This is a genomic window from Stappia sp. 28M-7 (assembly GCF_014252955.1).
Lineage (GTDB): Bacteria > Pseudomonadota > Alphaproteobacteria > Rhizobiales > Stappiaceae > Stappia.
The window spans coordinates 61,411-82,549 of sequence record NZ_JACMIA010000001.1 but is presented as its reverse complement, the minus strand read 5'-3'; the positions used below and the strand labels follow the sequence as shown (position 1 = coordinate 82,549).

Here is a 21,139-nt window from a genome sequence, read left to right as displayed (position 1 = left end):
GGTTCCCCGCGTCCTTTGCCGCGGTGGTTCAGTTCACGCGTGCGCCGGCGCCGCAGAGGCGGTTGTCGCCAGCCGCTGTTCCGTCTCCCGGTCGAACAGATGGATGGCGGACGGGTCGGCAGAGACCGCCACCGTGTCACCCGCCCGAATGTCGTCGCGCCGCCCCTCCATGACGCGCAGCGACACCTCGCCGATGGTGCCGATCAGCAGGGTCTGCGACCCGAGCTGCTCGACCGCCCGCACCGCAAAGGGCAAGCCCTGCGGCGCCACATACATCGCCTCCGGCCGAAGACCGGCGATCACCGGCCCCTGCCGTGCACCGGCCGGGGCCGGCAGGCTCATTTCGGCGGACGGCCCCATCTGCAGGCGCCCGCCGGTGATCTCGGCCGGGAAGAGGTTCATCTCCGGCGAGCCGATAAAGCCGGCGACGAAGACGTTCTGCGGCCGGTCGTAGACCTCGAGCGGCGCGCCGATCTGCTGCACGTGACCGTCGCGCATGATCACGATGCGGTCGGCCAGCGTCATCGCCTCGGTCTGATCGTGGGTGACGTAGATCATCGCCTTGCCGATGCGCTTCTGCAGCAGGGCGATCTCCTCGCGCATGCGCACGCGCAGCTTGGCGTCGAGATTGGACAGCGGCTCGTCGAGCAGGAACACCGCCGGGTCGCGCACCAGCGCCCGGCCGAGCGCGACGCGCTGCATCTGCCCGCCGGAAAGCTGGCGCGGCTTGCGGTCGAGCAGATGGGTGATCGCCAGCATCTCGGCGACCTCGTCCACCCGCCGCACCGTTTCGGCGGCGTCGATGCCGCGCATCTTCAGGCCGAAGCCGAGATTGGCGCGGATGGTCTTGTGTGGGTAGAGCGCATAGTTCTGGAACACCATCGCGATGTCGCGATCCTTCGGCTCCAGCTGGGTGACGTTGCGCTCGCCGATGAACAGGTCGCCGCCGGAAATGCTTTCCAGCCCAGCGACCATGCGCAGCGTCGTCGACTTGCCGCAGCCCGAGGGGCCGAGCAGCACGATCAACTCGCCGCGGGCGATGTCGAGGCTGACGCCTTCGACGGCGACCACTCCGCCATAGGTCTTGCGCAGCTTGCGCAGGCTCACTTCGGCCATCAGTTTCCTCCCCTGCCGGCTGCGACGATGCGGTGGTTGACGGGTGTCAGCGCCTCCTTGGTCTCGCGGTAGAGCGCGAAACCCTCCTCGTAGCGCTGCATCGCCCGGCGATCCGGATGCCGGGTCGCCGCCACACCGATCACCGCTGCGGCGGCCTTCGTGTCGGCAAACACGCCGGCGCCCATGCCGGCAATGAGCGCGGCGCCGAAGGAGGCGTCGCCCTCGCGGGGGATCTCGATCGTCAGGCCGGTGACATCGGCGATGATCTGCTGCCACAGCTCGCTGCGGGTTCCGCCGCCGACGAGCCGCGCCGTCGAAAAGCCCATGTCGAGTCCGCGCAGCACCTCCAGGCAGTCGCGCAGGCTGTAGGCGATGCCCTCGTAGAGCGCGCGCACGAAGTGGCCCGCCCCGTGGGCGAAGCCGAGACCGACATAGGAGGCCCGAAGATCCGGGTCCCAATAGGGGCTGCGCTCGCCGTTGAGATAGGGGTGGAAGAGCAGGCCTTCGCTGCCGGCCGGAACGGCCCGCGCTGCCGTGTCCATGCCTTCGAAACCGAGCCCGGCGAACAGCGTGTCGCGCAGCCAGCGGTGGGCGGAGGCACAGGAATTGGTGCCAAGGATCGTGTAGCAGTGGCCCGGCACCAGATGCGGATAGTGGATCACCTTGGCCGAGAACGACGGAGAAGCCGTCAGCGAGGAGACGGTGCCGGCGGTCGCAAGCTTCAGCGCTCCGAGGCCGGGACGGGTCATGCCGCCGCAAAAGGTCTCCGCATTGGTGTCCGACGTGCCGCAGATGACCGGCGTTCCGGCAACCAGCCCCGTCGCGGCAGCGGCGTCCGCCGTCACCGCGCCGGTGATGTCGCTCGAGCCGACAAGCGGGGGCAGCACGGCCGGATCGATCCCGGCGATGCGGCAGAGCTCATCCGACCAGGCGCCTTCCTGCGACCGGGCATCGGCCAGCATCAGCCCCCAGGCGTCGGTGATATCGGTGGCATCGCTGCCGTCGATCTGGCGGCGCAGCCAGTCCTTCGCCGGACGGATCCGGCGGATGCGGGCGAACAGCTCCGGCTCGTTCTCGCGCACCCAGACCAGCTGCGGCAGCGTCCAGGTGGGACTCGCCTGATTGCCCGAAAGCTCCAGGATCCGTGCGCCGTCGCTCTCGCGCAGCGCCGCCGCCTGGCGGCCCGAGCGCTGATCGTTCCACATGATGGCCGGGCGAAGGATCGTGCCGTCCGCCTCCTCCAGCACATGGGTGTGGGCGCCGGCGGTAAAGGCGATGCCGCTGATCCGCGCCGGGTCGACGCCCTGGCGCCACAGCTGCGCCAGGGTGTCGATCATCGCCGCGCGCCAGCCGAGCGGGTCCTGCTCGCTGAAGCCGGGATGCGGCACCAGGGTCTCGACGGCGGCCGAAGCCGCGCCATGGACCTTGCCGGTCCCGTCGATCACGGTCGATTTGAGCGAACCGGCGCCGAGGTCTATGCCCAGCAGCAACGGATCAGGCATGGTCCATCCTGTCGCGATAGGGGTCGATGGCCCCGGCGCGCGGCGGCAGGCCGAGCTTGCCGGGATTGAAGATGTTCTGCGGATCGAGGGCGTCCTTCACCGCCCGCAGCACGTCCATGCCGACGCCGAGCTCGCCGTCCATCCAGGGGCCGCGGAACAGGCCGGTCCCGTGATGGTGGGCGATGGAGCCGCCATGGGCGAGCGTCTCGCCCTCCAGCAGCTCCCAGAGCCTTGCATGGAGCGGCAGCGCCTCGTCCTGAGGCATCTGCGGCAGGCGGATCGTCATGTACTGGCAGACACCTTCCGGATAGACGTGCGACCAGTGGGCGCTGAAATGGGCGTCGGGATGGATCGCCGGCACCGCCGCGCGGATCGCATCGTACAGGGCGGCCGCCCGCGACCAGTTGACCGTCACCTCGATCGTGTCGTTGTAGAAGCCCTTCTCCTGCCATTGCTGGCTGATCGACTTGTAACGGTGCGCGCGCCATTCGTCGAACGGGCGTGTCTCAGTTTCCACCGCCCCGGCCTCGGCGGCGAAGGCGCGCACCAGAGCAGCTTCCGCCGCCACCAGGCCCGGCTCGCCGCACAGGACGATATTGGCCATCACCGGACGCTCGCGATAGGCGTCGATGCCTTCGGTGCGCGAGGCCGTCTCCTTCTCGTCGTAGAGGCGGACGATGCGCGGATGCAGGCCCGCCTGCATGATCCGGCGGGCAAGGCCCAGCGCCGCCGGGCGGTCGGGCAGCGCCAGCGCCAGCACCTCCTCGGTCTCCGGCAGCTTCCAAAGGCGCAGCGTCAGCTCGGTGATGATGGCGAGCGTGCCCTCGTTGCCGACGATCAGGTCGCGGATCGAGGGGCCGGTGGCGCGCTTGGGCAGCGGCCGCACCTCGAGCATCCGCCCGTCAGGCAGCACCGCCTTGAGGCCGACGACGATGTCCTCGATCTTGCCGTAGCGGCTCGATTCCTGGCCGCCGCCGCGGCAGGCGGCCCAGCCGCCGACGGTCGAGATGGTGAGCGACTGCGGCAGGTGCCCGACCGTGTAGCCCTTGTCGTTGAGCGCGGCCTCGAAGAGTTCGCCGTTCATGCCGGCCTCGACCGTGACCAGCGCGTTCTCCGGATCGACAGTGAGGATCCGGTCCATGCGCTGCATGTCGATGAGCACTTCCTCGCCGAGCGGGATGGTGCCGCCGAGCACGCCGGAGCCGCTGCCATAGGGGATCACGGGCAGGCCAGCCTCGGCCGCCAGCTGCACCACCTGCTGCACCTCCGCCGCCGTGCCGGGACGCACCACGACGCCCGGCAACGTGCCGACCAGCGCACCGGCCCGAGCCCGGAAATTGGCGTAAGGGAGCTTGTCATGGGCGTATCGCCGGCGGTCGTCCTCGGCCGTCAGAACGTTCTGCGGCCCGACGATCTTTGCAAATTCCGCTACCCGCGTTTCACTGCTCACCCTGAACCTCCCTGTTCGATCGCCGCGGCTCGAGGTTGTGCGCCGGCTGCGATGAAACCTTGACGAAACGCTCGAACAACTCTTTGGACAACTCGTTTGAACAAACGTTTGTTCAGATAGAACGCCAAGAGCCCCCGGAGGTCAACAGCAAAATTTGCGAGCCGTCGAGAAGAGCCCTCGGGACGGCGGAAACCGGGCGCTCGCGGCTGCACCGGACGAGGTTCCCGTGGCTGTCAAATCCGACAGGCGGGGTCGCGAATCGCGCATCGACAGCGGTCGCGACGCGTCCGGGCGGACTTGGCATCGCGCACCACGCAATATATATGAAACATATATGAACCATTTGGAGATGCATGATGGGCATCGTGAGCATCGACGAGGACCTGCACGATCAGCTGCGGCGGGCGAGCAAGGTGTCGTACCGCTCGATCAACGCGCAGGCCGCCTACTGGATCCGGATCGGCATGCTGTGCGAGACCAATCCGGCGCTGAGCTTTTCCGAAATCATGCAGCGCGAGCTCGCCGCGGCCGGCGTTGCCGCGCCCGAGGCGGCCGCGGAGCCGGCAGGCGCATGACCAAGGAACCGCACGAGCTGGAGCTGCTCGCCGAATCCGGCCGACTGCTGGCGCGCGTCTTCGAGATGCTCGACCGCACGGCGCTGAGCGGCCTGTCGACGCTCGAGGTCAACGACATGGTCGAGCGCTTCATCGTCCACGATCTTGCCGCGCGCCCGGCCAGCAAGGGCCAGTACGGCTACGAGTTCGTGCTGAACGCCTCGATCAACGAGGTCGTCTGCCACGGCATCCCCTCGCGCCAGGCGGTGCTGCGCGATGGCGACATCGTCAACCTGGACATCACGCTGGAGAAGAACGGCTACATCGCCGACAGCAGCAAGACCTACCTCGTCGGCGAGGTCAATCCGGCGGCCAGGCGGCTGGTGCGCACCACCTACGAGGCGATGTGGAAGGGCATCCGCGCGGTGCGTCCGGGCGCAAGGCTGGGCGATATCGGCTGGGCGATCGAGCGCCACGCGAAACGCAACGGCTACTCGGTGGTGCGCGAGTATTGCGGCCACGGCATAGGCCGGGAGATGCACGAGGAGCCGCAGATCCTGCATTACGGCAAGCCGGATACCGGCCTGGCGCTGCGCGAAGGGATGGTCTTCACCATCGAGCCGATGCTCAACCGGGGCCGGCGCAGCGTGCGCACGCAAGACGACGGCTGGACCGTTGTCACCCGCGACGGATCGCTCTCCGCCCAGTACGAGCATACGGTCGCCGTCACCTCCTCAGGCGTTTGCGTGCTGACCCTGCGGGCCGGCGAACCCGTGCCGGCGGATGCTATCCCCGCGGCACGGGCGCAAGCTTGAGGCGGCGTCAGTCGGCCGGCAGCATCGCCGGGTTCCAGACGATTTCCCAAAGATGCCCGTCGGGATCGGTGAAATAGCCCGCATAGCCGCCATAGAACGTGTCCTGCGGCTCCTTGATGACCTTCGCCCCTGCGCTCATTGCCTTGCGCATGACGTCGTCGACCTCCTCGCGGCGCAGAACGTTATGCCCGATGCTGACGGCGGTGGTACAAATCGGGGTCTTGGGCAGTCCGGTGTCGTGGACGAGATCGTCCTGCGCCCAGATGGCGAGCTTCAGGCCGCCCGAGAGATCGAAGAAGGCGACCGCACCGTGTTCGAATTCGCGCCCGACAATGCCCTCGGTCGGCAGACCAAGGCCATCGCGATAGAACGACAGGGCGTTTTCGAGATCGGAGACGGCAAGCGTGAGAACAGAAATTCGCGGCTTCATCATGTCCATACCCATCCTATCGGCGTCCGCACCATGCGCACGCCTTGACAGTCTTGGGCCGTCACCGTGGTGACGGAAGGACCCGCGAAGCGGGGGCCGGGCCAACCTTCCCGAACCTAACCTGTTTCAGACGCTGGCAAGATTGGGTCCGATGCGCGCGCCCGTCAACACCTCCTGCGCGCGGCGCGACAAGGTCAGACGGCCCCAGTACCGGCTTCCGGGCCGGCTTTCGGCCCTGCGGCGGATGCCCGGACAACCAGTTCGCCCGGCGGCAGCAGCAGCACATGGGCGGGCTCCGCCCCGCCCGCCGGCGCCGGCTCGAGCTGCGCCAGCAGCGCACGCACCGCCTCGCGCCCCATCTCGGAGGTCGGCAGGCCGACGGTGGTGATCTCCGGATGCACCACCCGCGCCAGCAGGTCGTCATGCATGGTGACGACGGACATGTCGCCCGGCACATCGAGGCCGCGCTTGTGCAGGTGGGCGATGGCAGCCGCCCCGGTCAGCAGCGTTGCGGCGTGGATTGCGGTCACTCCGCGCGCCAGCAGCGCATCGACGGCGCCCGGCACCCGCGCCGGATCGTAGCCGGCCTCCACCACCAGATCCGGGTCGGGGTCCAGTCCGGCGGCACTCATCGCCTCCTGCCAGCCCTGGCGGCGGGCATTGCCGTTGAAGCGGCCGAGCCGGCCGGCGAGATGGCCGATGCGCCGATGGCCGAGGGCGATCAGGTGGCTGACGCCGATGGCGGCGGCCGCGCAGGTGTCGACCGCAACGCAGTGCACGTCGCCGGGCAGCACGCGGTTGATCACCACATAGGGGCGGTTGATGGCGGCGATGCTCTGGCGCAGGCTGTCGTCCTCATCGAAACTGGCGATGATGACGCCCTCGATCAGGCTCGACTGCGACACCCGTTCCAGCACGCTGGCGGCCGAGCCGTTCTGGTCGTAGGCGACCAGCAGCACATAGCCTTGCGCCCGCGCCTCGGCTTCCGCGCCAAGGATCGCCGAGGCGAAGACCGGGTTCTCGATCTGCGGCACGACGATCAGCAGCGTGCGCGAGCGGGCCATCTTCAGCGCGCGGGCCAGCGGATTGGCGCGGTATTGCAGCCGCTCCGCCGCATCGATGATGCGCTGGCGGGTCTCGGCGCTGGTGCGCACGTCCTTGTCGTTCTTCAGGACCCGCGAGACCGTGGAGACGTCGACACCGGCTTCTCTTGCCACGTCCCGCAAGGTGGCGTTGCGCGGGCGCGGGGTGGCGGGGGCTTCCTTCGTCATGGTCAACCGGTCGTCATCGGCGGCCTTCGCCGGGCTTCGCGAGAGCGCGGACCGCCCCCGGCCGGTCCCAGCAAGGGTTCCGCCACGTCAGCCGTCCGCAAGGCCAGTGAAAGTGCCCAAGGCGCGGCGCGGAGGCAAGTTGAACCGCACCGGCCCTTGCAAGTTTGTCGCGGACAGGCGGGGCGAATGGCGCCTCGCCTAGCGGCCGTCCTCCTCGCCGGCAAGCGCGCGGCGCAGGCGGCGAATCACGACATTCCGGCTCTTTTCGTCGGTTTCGGCCGCAAGCTGGTCGCTGATATCGAGCAGCAGGCGGGTGACGTCGTTGTGCCAGTCGAGATGCCCGACCTCCTCGCGCGGCACGCGCGGCGGCGCCTCGCCGGCAAGGCGGACGGCACCGGTCGGCGTCAGTTCGAAGCTTTCGTCGAGGCCCGGCTTCAGCACATGGTCGGGCTCGATCAGGCCGGCAAGCCGGTCGGCCAGGCCGTCGATCGCCTCCCGCTCGCCGTGAACCAGGAAGATATCGTGCGCCAGCGGCAGGCGCTTTTCGACCCAGCTCGTCAGCTCCGGCCCGTCGGCATGGCCGGAATACAGATCGATGGAGCGGATGCGGGCGCGCACGGAGAACTCTTCGCCCTGGATGCGGACGGACGGGGCGCCGTCCTGGAGAATGCGGCCGAGCGTACCGTTCGCCTGATAGCCGACCAGCAGGACCGTTCCCTCGTCGCGCCACAGCCAGTTCTTCAGCCGGTGGCGGATGCGGCCGGCCTCGCACATGCCGCTCGCCGCGATGACGATGTGGAAGCCGCGGACGCGGTCGAGCGCCTTGCTCTGCTCGACCGTCTCCGTCATGTGCAGGTTGCGGGCGGCCAGCCCCTTGAGCAGAACGTCGCCGCTTTCCAGTTCGCGGGCATGGCGGGCGAAGACGCGGGTCGCGGCGGCCGCCAGCGGCGAATCGACATAGATCGGGATCTCGGGCAGCGCCTTCTCGGCCATCAGCTGGCACAGGTCGCTGATCAGCTCCTGGGCCCGCTCGACCGCGAAGGACGGGATCAGCAGGGCGCCGTCCGGGTGCATCGCCGCCTTCACCTCGGCGCGCAGCTGGCCGCGCCGGTGGGCGGGGGTAGCGTCCTCCCGGTCGGTGTCGCCATAAGTGCTCTCGCAGATCAGGTAGTCGATCCCGCTGGGGCCTTCCGGGTCCGGGTGCATCAGCTTGTAGTCCGGGCCGATATCGCCGGAAAACAGCAGTTTCATCGGGGGTTCGGCGAGTTCCAGCTCGACCGAGGCGGAGCCGAGCAGGTGGCCGGCGTTCCAGAAACGGGCGCGCAGGCCGGGCAGGACCTGGAACCAGTCGCCATAGGCAAAGGGGTGGAAAAGCGCCAGCGTCGCCTGCGCATCCGCACCGGTATAGATCGGCTCGACCGTGTCGCGGCGGCGGCGCCGGCGGTTGCGCCGGTTCAGCTGCTCGACCTCGATCTCCTGGATGTGGGCACTGTCGGGAAGCATGACGCTGCACAGCTCGAACGTCGCGCCGGTGGCGTAGATCGGCCCGGAATAGCCGTCGCGGACCAGCTTCGGCAGCAGGCCGGAATGGTCGATATGGGCATGGCTGAGGACGACCGCGTCGACGTCGCCGACGGAAAAGGGGAAGGGCCGGTAGTTCAGCTCCTTCTCGGTCTTGGAGCCCTGGAACATGCCGCAGTCGAGCAGAACGGTGCCGCCTGCCGTCTCGAGACGGTGGCAGGATCCGGTGACGCCGCCGGCGGCGCCGTGGAATGTCAGCCTGGGGAGAACGGTCATCGCAACCTTCCGAACGCGAGCGCGCCGCACGGCGCAAAGCCCAACAAGACCCACAGGTTAGCACGATTTTCCGGCAGGTATGGAAGCCCGCGCGACAGGGGACTGCACACCCGTCGGGCGGTTGGAGAATTTCGAGACGGATTTTGCGAAATTCCGTCTCAATCGGCGCGATTTTCGAGATGGCGCACGCAAAATCGCCCAATCCGGGTTAGGTCGGCGAAAGAGAGCGGCCGATGGCCGCACGGCGCCGGTTATCCCCGGCAAGGCCGCCCCGACCGCTGTCCGATTATCCCCGCGTGCCGGCCTTGCCCGATGCCCGTGCGGCGGCCTCCGCCTCCGCCACGTGGCGCACGCAGCGGTCCCAGGCCGGCGTGCCGCCGAAATGGCGCAGCAGGGCCTCCGTCAGCGCCCTGACCTTGCCGGGCGTGTGCGGGCCGGGCGGGCGGACGACATACATGCCGTATTCGGGCAAGGGATGGTCGAGCAGAAGCGGGACGAGAGTGCCCTTGTCGACCGTGTCGCCGAGCAGGAAGGACGGCATCTGGACGATGCCGAGACCGGCAAGGGCCCAGGCGACCAGCGTCTCGCCGCTGTCGCTGCGGAGCCGGCCACGCGGGCGCACGGAGACGGTCTCCTCGCCCCGCGTGAAGACCCATTCGGGCGAGCGGCTGCCGGTATAGATCAGGCAGTCGTGGTCGGTCGCCAGTTCCTCTGGCCGCGTCGGCCGGCCCTTGCGGGCGAGATAGGCGGGGCTGGCGACGACGAGGGAGCGGATCGGCGCGATGCGGCGGGCGACATGGCTGGAATCTTCCAGCTTGCCGATGCGGATCGCCGCATCGAGCCGCTCGCCGATCAGGTCGACCAGCCGGTCGGACAGCGAGACGTCGAGCTCCAGCCGCGGATGGTCGGCGGCAAGTTCGGCCAGCACCGGCGCCAGATGCTGGATGCCGAAGGAGAGCGGCGCCGAGACGCGCAGCCGGCCGACCACCTCGCCGCCATGGGCGGCGACCGCATCGAGCGCTTCGTCGTAATCGGCAAGGAGCCGTTCGGCCCGCGCCTTGAACTCCATCCCGGCATCGCTGGCGGTGACGCCGCGCGTCGTGCGGTTGAGCAGGCGCGCGCCCAGATGCTCCTCGATGCGGGCGATGCGCCGGCTGACGATGGATTTGGAGACGCCGAGACGGGCGGCAGCCCGGCTGAAGCCGCCGCTCTCGGCGACCTCGACGAAGTAGCGCATGTCTTCCAGTTCGATCATCCGGCGTTCCTGCTGGCGCAACAGTGTGGTGCGGATTTCGGGAGTTCTGGTGCCGCACGAGGACGACTACCTGTGGGGTACAACATTATCGGAAGGAACAGGGTCATGCCCTCGACTTTGAAGGTTCTCGCCATCACCAGCAGCGCGCTGGGTGATGCGTCCGCATCCAACAAGCTGGTCAACGACACGATCGACCAGCTCAAGTCCCGCAACCCGGACCTGCAGCTGACCGTTCGCGATCTCGGTGCCGGCCAGGTGCCGCATCTCGACCTCGACGGCGCCACCGCCATTCGCGGCGGCGAGCCGGCGAACGCGGCGCAGGCCGCCGCCCAGAAATTGTCCGACGAGCTGATCGCCGAGGTCAAGGCCGCCGACGTCCTGGTCATCGGCGCGCCGATGTACAATTTCGGCATTCCCTCGACCCTGAAGTCCTGGTTCGACTACGTGCTGCGCGCCGGCGTGTCGTTCCGCTACACCGAGGCAGGCCCGGAAGGCCTGATGACCGGCAAGCGCGCCATCGTCGTTGCGACCCGCGGCGGTCTCTACAGCGAAGGCCCTGCCAAGCAGATGGATTCGCAGGAGCCGCACCTGCGCACGATGCTGAACTTCATCGGCATCACCGACATCACCTTCGTCTATGCCGAGAAGCTGGCCTTCGGCCCGGAGGCCCGCGAGGCCTCGATCGGCGAAGCCGAGCGCAAGCTGGAAGAGCTTGTCGCGGCCTGACGCGAGCTGCAAGACTTCGATGCAAGACCCGCCGGGAGCCCCTCCCGGCGGGTTTTTTGTTGCCGGCCCCCTCCTTGCCGACACGTCGGCGGGCTCAGCCGCGCTCGTCGGCATAGGCCTCGAAGACGTGGTTGCCCGGCCGGGCATTGTCGATCATCGGCAGCACATAGGCCGGAATTTCCGGACTGTCGGCATCGAACAGGCCGCAGCGGCGCAGCGAGCCGGCCAGCGGCACGCGCGGCAAGGTGCGCTCCAGATAGGTGCGCACGGCGCAAGGCACGTGGTCGCGATTGGCCGAGACGCCGACCTTGACCCCGTGCAGGCGCGTCCAGCGATGAGCATAGTCGGGATAGAGCACCGTCTGGGTGATCTCGATGCCGGCGCTGTATTCGTAATCGTTGAGGAACACCCGGTCGCCGGTCAGCAGCGCCGCCCCCTGGTAGCGGTAGTGGCGCCGGCAGGTCCGGTCGAACGGCCCCATGCGCTCCAGCCGGCGATAGAAGACGTGCTCGCCCTCGATGGAAAAGGACACCAGCGCCCGCACGATCTGGCCGCGCGAGGACATGGAATAGTAATATTCGAAGAAGGTGCCGACGAGGTTGAAGATGCGCGGATCGCCCCGCGCGAAGATCTGGTCGAGATGCTGGCGGAAGTTCCGGGTGAGCGTGTCGGCGGCCAGGCCGCGCAGCTTCACCAGGCGGGCGAACTCCTCTTCCGGCAGCAGCATCTCGTGCGGCTCGACGCCGAAATAATCGCAGATCTTCCGCATCAAGGCGTTGCGCGGGAAGGAGCTTCCCGCAAGATAGCGGTTGAGCTGGCTGCGGTTGATCTTCAGGTCCTGCGCCACGCGGGCGATGGAGGGCCGATAGCCGCACAGCAGGCGGAGATTGGTGCCGAAAGGATGCATGATGCGCTTTGGTGCATTTTTCGCGCCCGAAAGCGCCGATTCCCACTCAATTGCACAATTGCCCGAGACATGCACGGTGAATCACCCTGCGGGGACTATGGGCACCGAACCATCGCGGAGACGAGGGATGCAGAACGACACCGGCCGCAGGGCCAGCAGCGAGGCGCCGCCGGCGCGCGCGCGGGCGAGCCTGGGCATCATCGCCGGCTCGGGACCCGAGGCCGGGCTCGACCTGTGGGCCAAGGTGCTGCGGCGCAACCAGCAGCTGATGGGCGCAGCGTTCCGCGGCGATCTCGACGCCCCGCGCGTCATCGTCGTGTCCGAGCCCCGGCTCGGCCTGTCCATGGACCTGGCCGGAAACGACACCGCCGTGTGGTCGGCGATGCGCGACACGCTCGACATCATCGCACCGCAGGTCGAGGCCTATGCCATCGCCTGCAACACGCTGAACTGGTACGCGCCGCGTATCGAAGAGCTGGGCCTTGCCGCGCAGCTGGTCTCCTTCCAGGGCGTCCTGGCCGACTGGATCGCCCGCAGCGGCACGCGCAAGCTGGCGCTGCTCGGCGCCGGACCGGTGACGGCGATGGACGAGTGGTCGGCCTATCGCGACCTGCCGCAGCTGGTCGAGGTGGAGCTGCCGGGCGATGCAGGCGCGCTGCACCGGCTGATCGAGGACGTGAAGCGGCTGGGCAGCGGGGACGCATCCTTGCGCCCGCGCCTTGCCGAGCTGGTCGCCGGCCTCGATGCCGACACGGTGCTGCTGGCCTGCACGGAACTGCCGCTGATCGCCGACATCGAAACGGACAAGCAGCTGGTCGACGTGACGGATCTCGTGGCCGATGCGCTGGCGCGGCGGGCATTGCCCGCGCCCACGGCACTGCGGCGGGCGGGGTGACGATGGCCGAGATCCTTCTGCTCCACACCGGCGGCACGATCGGCATGGCGTCCGGCCCGGACGGGCTGGCTCCGGCCAAGGGCCTGGTCGAGGCGGCGGCGCGCCGGCTGGCCCCGGCCGACGCGCGGCTGACGCTGCATGTCTTCGATCCGCTGATCGACAGTTCGGCCATCGGCCCGGACCACTGGAACGCGATGCTGGAAGTCATCGACACCTTCGCCGCGCGCTGCGCGGACATGCCGGGGCGGGCCGGCGTCATCATCACCCACGGCACCGACACCATGGCCTTTACCGGCGCCGCGCTGGCACAGGCGCTGACCGGCCTGCCGCTGCCCGTCCTGCTGTGCGGGTCGATGCAGCCGCTCGGCGTCGAAGGCGATGCGGAAGGCAACCTGAAGCTGGCGCTGGATGCGGTGCGCGAGGGACCGGCCGGCGTGCGGCTTGCCTTCAACGGCGCGATCATGGCCGCCGCCGGGCTGGTGAAACACAATTCGCAGGACGCCGACGCCTTCCGCTCGGTGCCGCAGGCGCCGCTGTCCGGCCCCTATCGCCGCCGCCGCTTCGCCGACAAGCGGCTGGCGATCCTGACCCTGTCGCCGGGCCTGCCGGCCGGGGCCCTGGCCGGAGCGCTCGCCGAACTGGACGGAGCGGTGCTGCGGGTCTACGGCGCGGGCACGGCGATGGCCGACCCGGCCCTGGAAGCGGCGCTGGCGCAGGCGGTGCAGCGCGGCTGCCGCATCCGCGCGGTCAGCCAGTGCGAGGAAGGCGGGTTGTCGCCCGGGTCCTATGCCGCCGGTGCCATGCTGTGGCGTGCGGGCGTGGAAAACGGCGGACCGGAAACGCCGGAAGCGGCGCTGGCGCACCTGTGGATCGAGCTATCGGACTAACCAGCAGGCGCAAGATGTTGCGCAAAATGCACCACATTGCACCACTCCGCTCCATTTCGCGCAATTGGGGCGGGAGCGCACGCAGCCTATTGTTGCGGCTCGGGCCGGGAGGGTCCGCCGGGTCTTTGACGGAAGGCCCGGATCTTGAGGGAATTTTCTGGCGGGCACGGCCCGCCGACCTCAGTAGAGACGAGCGGGGGCTCGTCGTGAATGGGAGGGTCACATGGAGTTTCTGAAAACGCTCTTCGGCTATGTCGACGCACTGACCTGGGGCTGGGCGCTGATCCCGATCCTGGTGGTGTTCGGCGTGTTCATCACCATCATGTCCGGCTTCGTGCAGATCGAGTTCTTCGGCCGCATGTTCCGCGTGCTGTCGGGCCGCAACCAGAACAACGATCCCAACGCGATCAGCGCCCGCGAGGCGCTGCTGGTGTCGGTCGGCGGGCGCGTGGGCGGCGGCAACATCGCCGGCGTCGCCGTGGCGATCACGCTCGGCGGACCGGGCGCGGTGTTCTGGATGTGGTGCATCGCGCTGGTCGGCATGGCCACCAGCCTGGTCGAATGCACGCTGGCGCAGGTCTACAAGCGCAAGGACGGCGAGCACTCCTTCCGCGGCGGGCCGGCCGACTACATCCGCCGGGGCCTCGGCCACCAGTACAACTGGCTGGCCATCGTCTACGCCATCTGCCTGCTGGCCGCCTTCGGCCTCGGCTTCAACGCCTTCCAGGGCAACACGGTGGCCGGCGCGGTGCAGGATTCGCTCGGGATCGACCGGATGATCACCGGCGCCTTCCTGACCATCGTCACCGGCTTCGTGATCTTCGGCGGCATCAAGCGCATCGCCAAGGCAGCCGACGTCGTGGTGCCGATCATGGCGGTCGGCTATCTGGGCCTGGCCATCATCGCCATCGCGATCAACATCCAGGAGATCCCGTCGGTGATCGCCCGCATCGTCTCCAGCGCCTTCGGCTACGAGGAGGCGATTGCCGGCGGCATGGGCGCAGCCATCGCGCAAGGCCTGCGCCGCGGCCTGTTCTCCAACGAGGCCGGCCTCGGCTCGGCGCCGAACGTGGCGGCGACCGCATTGGTGCGCCATCCGGTCAGCCAGGGCGTGACCCAGGCCTTCTCCGTGTTCATCGACACCATCGTCATCTGCTCCTGCACCGCCTTCCTGATCCTGCTCGGCGACGTCTACACGCCGGGTGCGGAAGGCATCGACGGCGTGGTGCTGACCCAGCAGTCGCTGGCGAGCCATTTCGGCGAGTGGTCGCGCTACGCGCTGACGCTGGCGATCCTGCTCTTCGCCTTCTCCTCGATCATCTACAACGTGTATCTGGGCGAGAACGCGCTGGCGGCGATGACCGACTCCAAGATGGCGCTGAACGGGCTGCGGCTGCTGATCCTCGGCCTCGTCTTCATGGGCGCGGCGGCCCCCTCGGCGACGTCCGTGTTCTTCTTCTCCGACCCGATGATGGGCGTGCTGGCGCTGGTCAACCTGGTGGCCATCCTGATGCTGTTCCCGACGGCGATGCGCGTGGTCGACGACTTCCGCGCCCAGCTGAAGGCCGGCGTCGCCCGCCCGATCTTCGATCCGGCGAAGTTCCCCGATCTCGACCTCGACCGAGAGGCCTGGGACCCCGCCCGCTGGAAGTAAGCGGCGACACGACGAGCGACGGGCCGCCGCAAGGCGGCCCGTTTTCCATTTTGCCGAGCTTGAAAGACGCGGGCGCAAGACCCGCGCAATGGAGACCGGAATGACAGTGCAGATGCGGCGCGAGGAAGACAGCCTCGGCCAGATGGACCTGCCGCACGAGTGCCTGTGGGGCATCCACACGCAGCGTGCCATCGCGAACTTCCCCATCTCGGGGATTCCGCTGTCGCATTTTCCCGAATTCGTGCGGGCGCTCGCCTGGGTGAAGCTGGCCGCCGCCAACGCCAACCTGGAGCTCGGCGTGCTGGCCAAGGACAAGCATGCGGCCATCGCGGCGGTGTGCGAGGAGATCATCGCCGGACACCACATGGCGCATTTCCGGGTCGACATGATCCAGGGCGGGGCCGGCACCTCGACCAACATGAACGCCAACGAGGTGATCGCGAACCTCGCCCTGCTGCGCATGGGCCACCAGCCCGGCGAATACGCCAGGCTGCATCCCAATGACGACGTCAACCGCTCGCAGTCGACCAACGACGTCTACCCGACCGCCATGCGGCTGGCCATCGTCAGCCAGTGCAGCCCGTTCCAGGACGCGCAGCGGCGCCTGTCCGCCGCCTTCGCCGAGCGGGCGCGGGCCTTCGCGCAGGTGCGCAAGATCGGCCGCACCCAGCTGCAGGACGCGGTGCCGATGACGCTCGGCCAGGAATTTGCCGGCTTTGCCGCCACCATCGACGAGGACGTGGCGATCATCGGCCAGCTGTCGCGCCTGCTGCTGGAGGTCAATCTCGGCGGCACCGCCATCGGCACCAGGGTCAACGCCCCTGCCGGTTATCCGGAGAAGGCGGTGGCGGAGCTGTCGCGGATCACCGGCATGCAGGCGAAGCTTGCCGTCGACCTGATCGAAGCCTCCTCCGACACCGGCGCCTATGTGACCTTTTCCGGCGTGCTGAAGCGGATCGCGGTGAAGCTGTCGAAGATCTGCAACGACCTGCGGCTGCTGTCGTCGGGCCCGCGCTCGGGCTTCAACGAGATCCGCCTGCCGCCGGTGCAGGCCGGCTCCTCGATCATGCCGGGCAAGATCAACCCGGTGATCCCGGAAGTGGTAAACCAGGTGGCGTTTCAGGTGGTGGGCAACGACCTGACCGTGACCATGGCGGCGGAGGCCGGCCAGCTGCAGCTCAACGCCATGGAGCCGATCATCCTGCTCAACGTGCTGCAGTCGATGCGCATCCTGATGCAGGCGATGGACACGCTGGCGGAGCGCTGCGTCGCCGGGATCGAGGCCAACGCCGCGCAGTGCGAGGGCGCGCTGGAGAACAGCCTGGTGCTGGCGACGATGCTGGTGCCGCATCTGGGCTATGCCAATGCGGCGAAGATCGCCAAGACCGCGCTGGCGCGGGACAGAAGCGTCACCGAGACCGCCGTCGAGCTTGGCTTCGGCACCCGCGAGGACATCCAGGCGATGATCCTCAGCGAGGCCTGAGCCGCCGGATCCGCCAGAAGCTCGATGAGAGATACGACGCGCGCGGACCAACCGGTTCGCGCGCGTTTTCTTTTTCGGCGCAAGGCGTTGATACTCAATGCCGGTCCTTCCGCCGACGAGCTGCCGGCCGCACTCGCCCGGCCCGCCACACCTGCCGCTTGACAGAAGCGCGCCGTCACCACATTCTGAATTCAGAATTCGGAGTTCAACGATGAACCAGATCCGCACCAGCCCGAGCCTGACCCAGCAGGTCTACGACGCGATCGCCAACGAGATCTTCGACGGCGCGCTGCCGGCCGGCGCGCATCTCGTCCAGGAGCAGCTCGCCGAGCGCTTCGGCGTGTCGCGCCAGCCGATCCAGCAGGCGATGGCGCTGCTGAAGGCCGACGGCATGGTAGCCGAGATCGGCCGGCGCGGGCTGCACGTCACCCCGCTCGATCTCGACCTGATGCGCCACCACTACGACATCCGCGCCGTGCTGGACGGGCTGGCCGCGCGCGGCGCCGCAGAGCGCTGCCGGGACGATGCGGCAACGGCGCGCGATCTTGCGGAGCGCGGCGGCAAGATCCTGAAGCTCGGCGAGACGGCGGTGCGAAATGGGGCTGTGGGAGACCAGGTGCGCCATGACGCCGAATTTCACGGGCTGATATACGAGGGCTCGGGCAATCCGCTGCTCGACAAGGCGGCGGAGCCGCATTGGCGCTTCCTGCGCAGGGCGATGAGCGACGTGCTGCGCCACGCGCAGCTGCCGGACGAGATCTGGCGCCAGCACGCGGAAATTCTCCAGGCCGTGACTGCGGGCCAGCCCGAGCGGGCGGAAGAGCTGATGATGCGGCACGACCTCGATGCGGCCGGCGCGCTGGAAACGGCGCTGCGCAGACGGCCGGACGAGGCGCCGGAGAGCAAGAAGACGCCGTAGCCGGGAAGAACGGCTTGCGGCGCCCCATGGAGGGACGGGTGCGCAACCGCCGCCGGGAACGGAGGGAAGAGGTCGGAACGAACGACGACGAACGGGAGGACTACCGGCATGCATCCCATGCTGACCGTCGGGCAGATGCTGAGCGCGCAGGCGCGGCTGCAGCCCGAGCGCATCGGTGCGCGCGACCTGGAACGCGCGATGACCTTTCGCCAATGGAACGAGCGGGCCTGCCGGCTGGCCAACGGCCTGCTGGGCCTCGGTCTTGCCAAGGGCGCGCGGGTCGCGGTGCTGGCCTACAACCGGGTGGAATGGGCGGAGATCTACGCTGCGCTCGCCAAGGCCGGCCTCGTCGCCGTGCCGATCAACTTCCGCCTGACCGCTCCCGAAGCGCTCTATATCTGCCAGGACAGCGGCGTCTCCGCGCTGATCGCCGAGGAGGCCTTGATCGGCATCGCCGGCGAGATGCGCGAGGCGCTGTCGCTGGAAGAGCGCCGCTACATCCACATCGCCCCGGCGGGCGGAGGCAAGACGCCGGCCGGCTGGACCGGTTATGAGGACCTGATCTCCGCGGCGTCCGCCGACGAGCCGCAGGCCCCGGCCGGAATCGACGATCCCTGGTGCCTGATGTACACGTCCGGCACCACCGGCAAGCCGAAAGGCGCGATCCGCGGCCATCGCGGCATGGCGATGCTGGCGCTGATGACGCAGATCGAGCTGAGCCTGAAGCGCGGCGACGACGCGCTGCTGGTCATGCCGATGTGCCATGCCAACTCGCTGAACTTCTTCACGTCCTTCCTCTATATCGGCGCGGCGGTGACCGTGTTCTCGCGCCAGAGCTTCGATCCGGCGCTGTGCCTGCGCACCATCGGCGAGACCGGCGTCACCTTCACCTCATTGGTGCCGACGCACTTCTCGCTGATGCTGGACGTGCCGCCGGCCCAGCGCGGCACCGCCGGCTTCGAGCGGGTGGAGAAGCTGATGATCTCCTCCGCCCCGGCGCGCGCCGAGACCAAGCGGCAGGTGATGGAGATGTTCCCCAATTCCGGGCTGTTCGAGCTCTACGGCTCGACCGAGGCCGGCTGGGTGACCATGCTGCACCCAAACGAGCAGTTCGACCATCTCGGCACGGTCGGCCGCGAGGTGGTCGGCTCCGCGCCGATCCGCCTGCTCGACGAGAACGGCAACGAGGTGCCGGACGGCGAACCGGGCGAGCTGTTCTCCTGCGGGCCTTATGCCTTCGACGGCTACTGGAACCTGCCGGACAAGACCGCCGAGGCGCTGCGCGGGCCTTACCTGTCGGTCGGCGACATGGCCTTGCGCGATACCGAGGGCTACATCCGCCTGATCGACCGCAAGAAGAACATGATCATTTCCGGCGGCGAGAACGTCTATCCGTCCGAGGTGGAGGCGGTGCTGGCCGGCCATCCGGCGATCAGCGACGTAGCCGTGGTCGGCTGCCCGGACGACACCTGGGGCGAGCGCGTCGCCGCCGCGGTGGTGCTGCGCGACCCGGCCGTCACTCCGGACGAGATCATCGAATGGTCGCGCGGCAAGCTCGCCGGCTACAAGCGCCCGCGCAAGATCGTGGTGCTGGACCAGGCCGACATGCCGCGCACGGCGACCGGCAAGATCCTGCACCGGGTGCTGCGCGACATGCTGAGCGGGGACGGAAACTGACCGCAGCCGGCGCGGGAGGCGCCGGCGCGACACGCGACAAGACACGACAAGATCAGGGAGAGAGACGATGAGCGAGCAGCAGGACCTCAACCGCGACGAGGACAGCGTCGCCGCCTGGATCGCGGAAGCGCTGCAACGGCGCGGCGTCACCCGCGTCTTCGGCCTGCAGGGCGGGCATATCCAGCCGATCTGGGATCACCTCGGCCGGCGCGGCGTCGAGATCATCGACGTGCGCGACGAGGGCGCGGCCATCCACATGGCACAGGCCCATGCGGAGCTGACCGGCGGACTGGGCGTGGCGATGGCCACTGCCGGGCCCGGCGTCACCAATTGCGTGACCGGCATGGCCAATGCCTCGCTCGCCCGCACGCCGGTGCTGCTGATCGGCGGCTGCACCTCGCGGCCGCAGGCCAACATGGGCCCGCTGCAGGACATCCCGCATGTCGACATCCTGCGCCCGGTCACCCGCTACGCCCGCACCGCGCGCGTTGCCGACCAGGTGCTGCGCGAGCTGGACGAGGCGATGGCACGCGCCTTCGGCGCGGCCGGCGAGCCGGGACCGGCCTATATCGAGGTGCCGACCGACGTGCTGCGCACCCGCGTCGCCGCCAATCTGGTGCCGGACGACTGGCTGCGCCCGCTCACCCCGCGCCGGCTCGTGCCGCATCCCGACCGCATCAGGCAAGCCGCCGAGGCGATCCGCACGGCGCGGCGCCCGCTGGTGATCAGCGGCCGGGGCGCGCGCGATGCCGGCACGGCGCTGGTGCGCTTCCTCGATGCGGCCGACGCGCTCTATCTCGACACGCAAGAAAGCCGCGGCCTGGTGCCGGCCGACCATCCCTCGGTGGTGGGCGCGGTGCGCGCAGCGGCGATGAGCGAGGCCGACCTCGTCATCACGCTGGGGCGCAAGCTCGACTACCAGCTCGGCTTCGGCTCTCCGGCGGTCTTCCCGCACGCCCGCTTCATCCGCATCGCCGACACGGACGGCGAGCTGCTGGACAACCGGCGCGGCGATCCGGAGCTGCTCGCCTCGGTGGATCTGGCGCTCGATGCGCTGAGCGAGGCGCTCGGCAATGACGCGGGCAGCCGCGACGGCGCCTGGCTGGACGGCCTGCGCGCCAAGCACCGCGCCCGGATCGAGGCCGGGGACAAGACCCCGGCACCGCGCACCGGCAAGGACGGCAAGATCCATCCGATGGCGATCTTCGAGGTGCTGAAGGACGTGGCCGAGCCCAACTACATCGCCGTTGCCGACGGCGGCGACCTCCTGAGCTTCGCCCGCGTCGGGCTGTCCGCCTCGACCTATTTCGATGCCGGCGCCTTCGGGTGCCTGGGCGTCGGCGTGCCCTTCGCGGTCGCAGCCGCCCTTGCCTGCCCGGACCGGCAGGTGATCACCGTAACGGGCGACGGCGCCTACGGCATCAACGCCATGGAGATCGACACCGCCGTGCGGCACGGTGCGAAGATCGTCGTCATCGTCTCCAACAACGCGGCCTGGAACATTGAACGCTACGATCAGGAATACAATTACGGCGGCCGGGTGGTCGGCACGGTGCTGCGCCATTCCGACTATGCGGCGATGGCCCGCGCGCTCGGCGCCCATGGCGAGCGGGTGGAGAACCCGGACGACCTGGCGGACGCCATCCGCCGGGGGCTGGCCAACGCGCCGGCGGTGATCGACGTGGTGACGTCGCAGGACGCGGTCTCCTCCGACGCGCGCAAGGGCCTCGGCTTCGTGCCCGACTACCAGGCGCTGACTGCCTGGGACGATGCCGAGCGCAAGCGGCGCGGCGAGGCGTGA

18 protein-coding genes are annotated in these 21,139 nt (G+C 68.8%); 10 read left to right on the top strand and 8 right to left on the bottom strand.

Going from position 1 to position 21,139, the window contains the following annotated elements:
- Nucleotides 1-33 precede the first annotated feature (33 nt).
- Genes H7H34_RS00360 through H7H34_RS00350 form a run of 3 tightly spaced genes read right to left on the bottom strand, consistent with a single transcriptional unit; the run spans nucleotide 34 to nucleotide 4,068 of the window.
- On the bottom strand, nucleotides 34-1,116 hold the full coding sequence (locus tag H7H34_RS00360) for an ABC transporter ATP-binding protein (protein WP_185923897.1): 1,083 nt from the start codon (nucleotides 1,114-1,116) through the stop codon (nucleotides 34-36).
- Complete coding sequence (locus tag H7H34_RS00355) at nucleotides 1,116-2,618, bottom strand: xylulokinase (protein WP_185923896.1); 1,503 nt, start codon at nucleotides 2,616-2,618, stop codon at nucleotides 1,116-1,118. The genes H7H34_RS00360 and H7H34_RS00355 overlap by 1 nt, the downstream gene beginning before the upstream one ends.
- Nucleotides 2,611-4,068 carry an FAD-binding oxidoreductase gene (locus H7H34_RS00350; protein ID WP_185923895.1) on the bottom strand — a complete coding sequence of 486 codons (1,458 nt, stop codon included), beginning with the start codon at nucleotides 4,066-4,068 and terminating at the stop codon, nucleotides 2,611-2,613. The genes H7H34_RS00355 and H7H34_RS00350 overlap by 8 nt, the downstream gene beginning before the upstream one ends.
- 356 nt (nucleotides 4,069-4,424) lie before the next feature.
- Between H7H34_RS00350 and H7H34_RS00345 the strand changes: the two genes are divergently transcribed.
- Both H7H34_RS00345 and map read left to right on the top strand, forming a co-directional pair.
- On the top strand, nucleotides 4,425-4,643 hold the full coding sequence (locus H7H34_RS00345) for a ParD-like family protein (protein WP_120270659.1): 219 nt from the start codon (nucleotides 4,425-4,427) through the stop codon (nucleotides 4,641-4,643).
- Nucleotides 4,640-5,437 (top strand): type I methionyl aminopeptidase, encoded by a 798-nt coding sequence (gene map / locus H7H34_RS00340; RefSeq protein ID WP_185923894.1) that lies wholly within the window; start codon nucleotides 4,640-4,642, stop codon nucleotides 5,435-5,437. The genes H7H34_RS00345 and map overlap by 4 nt, the downstream gene beginning before the upstream one ends.
- Nucleotides 5,438-5,444: 7 nt before the next feature.
- On the opposite strand, the gene H7H34_RS00335 is transcribed toward map, so the two are convergent.
- The 4 genes from H7H34_RS00335 to H7H34_RS00320 form a co-directional block, all read right to left on the bottom strand.
- The gene (locus tag H7H34_RS00335; protein WP_185926376.1) at nucleotides 5,445-5,867 is read right to left on the bottom strand and encodes a VOC family protein; all 423 of its coding nucleotides are present in this window, start codon (nucleotides 5,865-5,867) and stop codon (nucleotides 5,445-5,447) included.
- 194 nt (nucleotides 5,868-6,061) lie between these two features.
- Nucleotides 6,062-7,138, bottom strand: coding sequence for a LacI family DNA-binding transcriptional regulator (locus H7H34_RS00330; protein WP_185923893.1), 1,077 nt, complete (start codon nucleotides 7,136-7,138; stop codon nucleotides 6,062-6,064).
- A 198-nt stretch (nucleotides 7,139-7,336) separates the two neighbouring features.
- Entirely contained in the window at nucleotides 7,337-8,935 is a 1,599-nt protein-coding gene (locus H7H34_RS00325) for an MBL fold metallo-hydrolase RNA specificity domain-containing protein (RefSeq protein WP_185923892.1), read from the bottom strand.
- Between the two features lie 286 nt (nucleotides 8,936-9,221).
- Nucleotides 9,222-10,190 carry a LysR family transcriptional regulator gene (locus tag H7H34_RS00320; RefSeq protein WP_185923891.1) on the bottom strand — a complete coding sequence of 323 codons (969 nt, stop codon included), beginning with the start codon at nucleotides 10,188-10,190 and terminating at the stop codon, nucleotides 9,222-9,224.
- Between the two features lie 105 nt (nucleotides 10,191-10,295).
- On the opposite strand from H7H34_RS00320, the gene H7H34_RS00315 reads away from it, so the two are divergent.
- Nucleotides 10,296-10,916, top strand: coding sequence for an FMN-dependent NADH-azoreductase (locus H7H34_RS00315; RefSeq protein WP_120270664.1), 621 nt, complete (start codon nucleotides 10,296-10,298; stop codon nucleotides 10,914-10,916).
- A 94-nt stretch (nucleotides 10,917-11,010) separates the two neighbouring features.
- Here the strand turns inward: H7H34_RS00315 and H7H34_RS00310 are convergent, their stop codons facing one another.
- Nucleotides 11,011-11,823 carry a helix-turn-helix domain-containing protein gene (locus tag H7H34_RS00310; RefSeq protein WP_185923890.1) on the bottom strand — a complete coding sequence of 271 codons (813 nt, stop codon included), beginning with the start codon at nucleotides 11,821-11,823 and terminating at the stop codon, nucleotides 11,011-11,013.
- 127 nt (nucleotides 11,824-11,950) lie between these two features.
- On the opposite strand from H7H34_RS00310, the gene H7H34_RS00305 reads away from it, so the two are divergent.
- From H7H34_RS00305 to H7H34_RS00275, 7 genes are all read left to right on the top strand, one after another.
- Nucleotides 11,951-12,718, top strand: a complete 768-nt coding sequence (locus H7H34_RS00305; protein ID WP_185923889.1) for an aspartate/glutamate racemase family protein — start codon at nucleotides 11,951-11,953, stop codon at nucleotides 12,716-12,718.
- Between the two features lie 2 nt (nucleotides 12,719-12,720).
- The gene (locus H7H34_RS00300) at nucleotides 12,721-13,605 is read left to right on the top strand and encodes an asparaginase domain-containing protein (protein ID WP_185923888.1); all 885 of its coding nucleotides are present in this window, start codon (nucleotides 12,721-12,723) and stop codon (nucleotides 13,603-13,605) included.
- A 223-nt stretch (nucleotides 13,606-13,828) separates the two neighbouring features.
- Nucleotides 13,829-15,259, top strand: a complete 1,431-nt coding sequence (locus tag H7H34_RS00295; protein ID WP_185923887.1) for an alanine/glycine:cation symporter family protein — start codon at nucleotides 13,829-13,831, stop codon at nucleotides 15,257-15,259.
- Nucleotides 15,260-15,359: 100 nt separating this feature from the next.
- Entirely contained in the window at nucleotides 15,360-16,742 is a 1,383-nt protein-coding gene (locus tag H7H34_RS00290) for an aspartate ammonia-lyase (protein ID WP_120270760.1), read from the top strand.
- 211 nt (nucleotides 16,743-16,953) lie between these two features.
- Entirely contained in the window at nucleotides 16,954-17,661 is a 708-nt protein-coding gene (locus tag H7H34_RS00285) for a GntR family transcriptional regulator (protein WP_185923886.1), read from the top strand.
- Nucleotides 17,662-17,769: 108 nt separating this feature from the next.
- Complete coding sequence (locus tag H7H34_RS00280; RefSeq protein WP_185923885.1) at nucleotides 17,770-19,338, top strand: class I adenylate-forming enzyme family protein; 1,569 nt, start codon at nucleotides 17,770-17,772, stop codon at nucleotides 19,336-19,338.
- Nucleotides 19,339-19,405: 67 nt separating this feature from the next.
- The gene (locus tag H7H34_RS00275; RefSeq protein WP_185923884.1) at nucleotides 19,406-21,139 is read left to right on the top strand and encodes a thiamine pyrophosphate-binding protein; all 1,734 of its coding nucleotides are present in this window, start codon (nucleotides 19,406-19,408) and stop codon (nucleotides 21,137-21,139) included.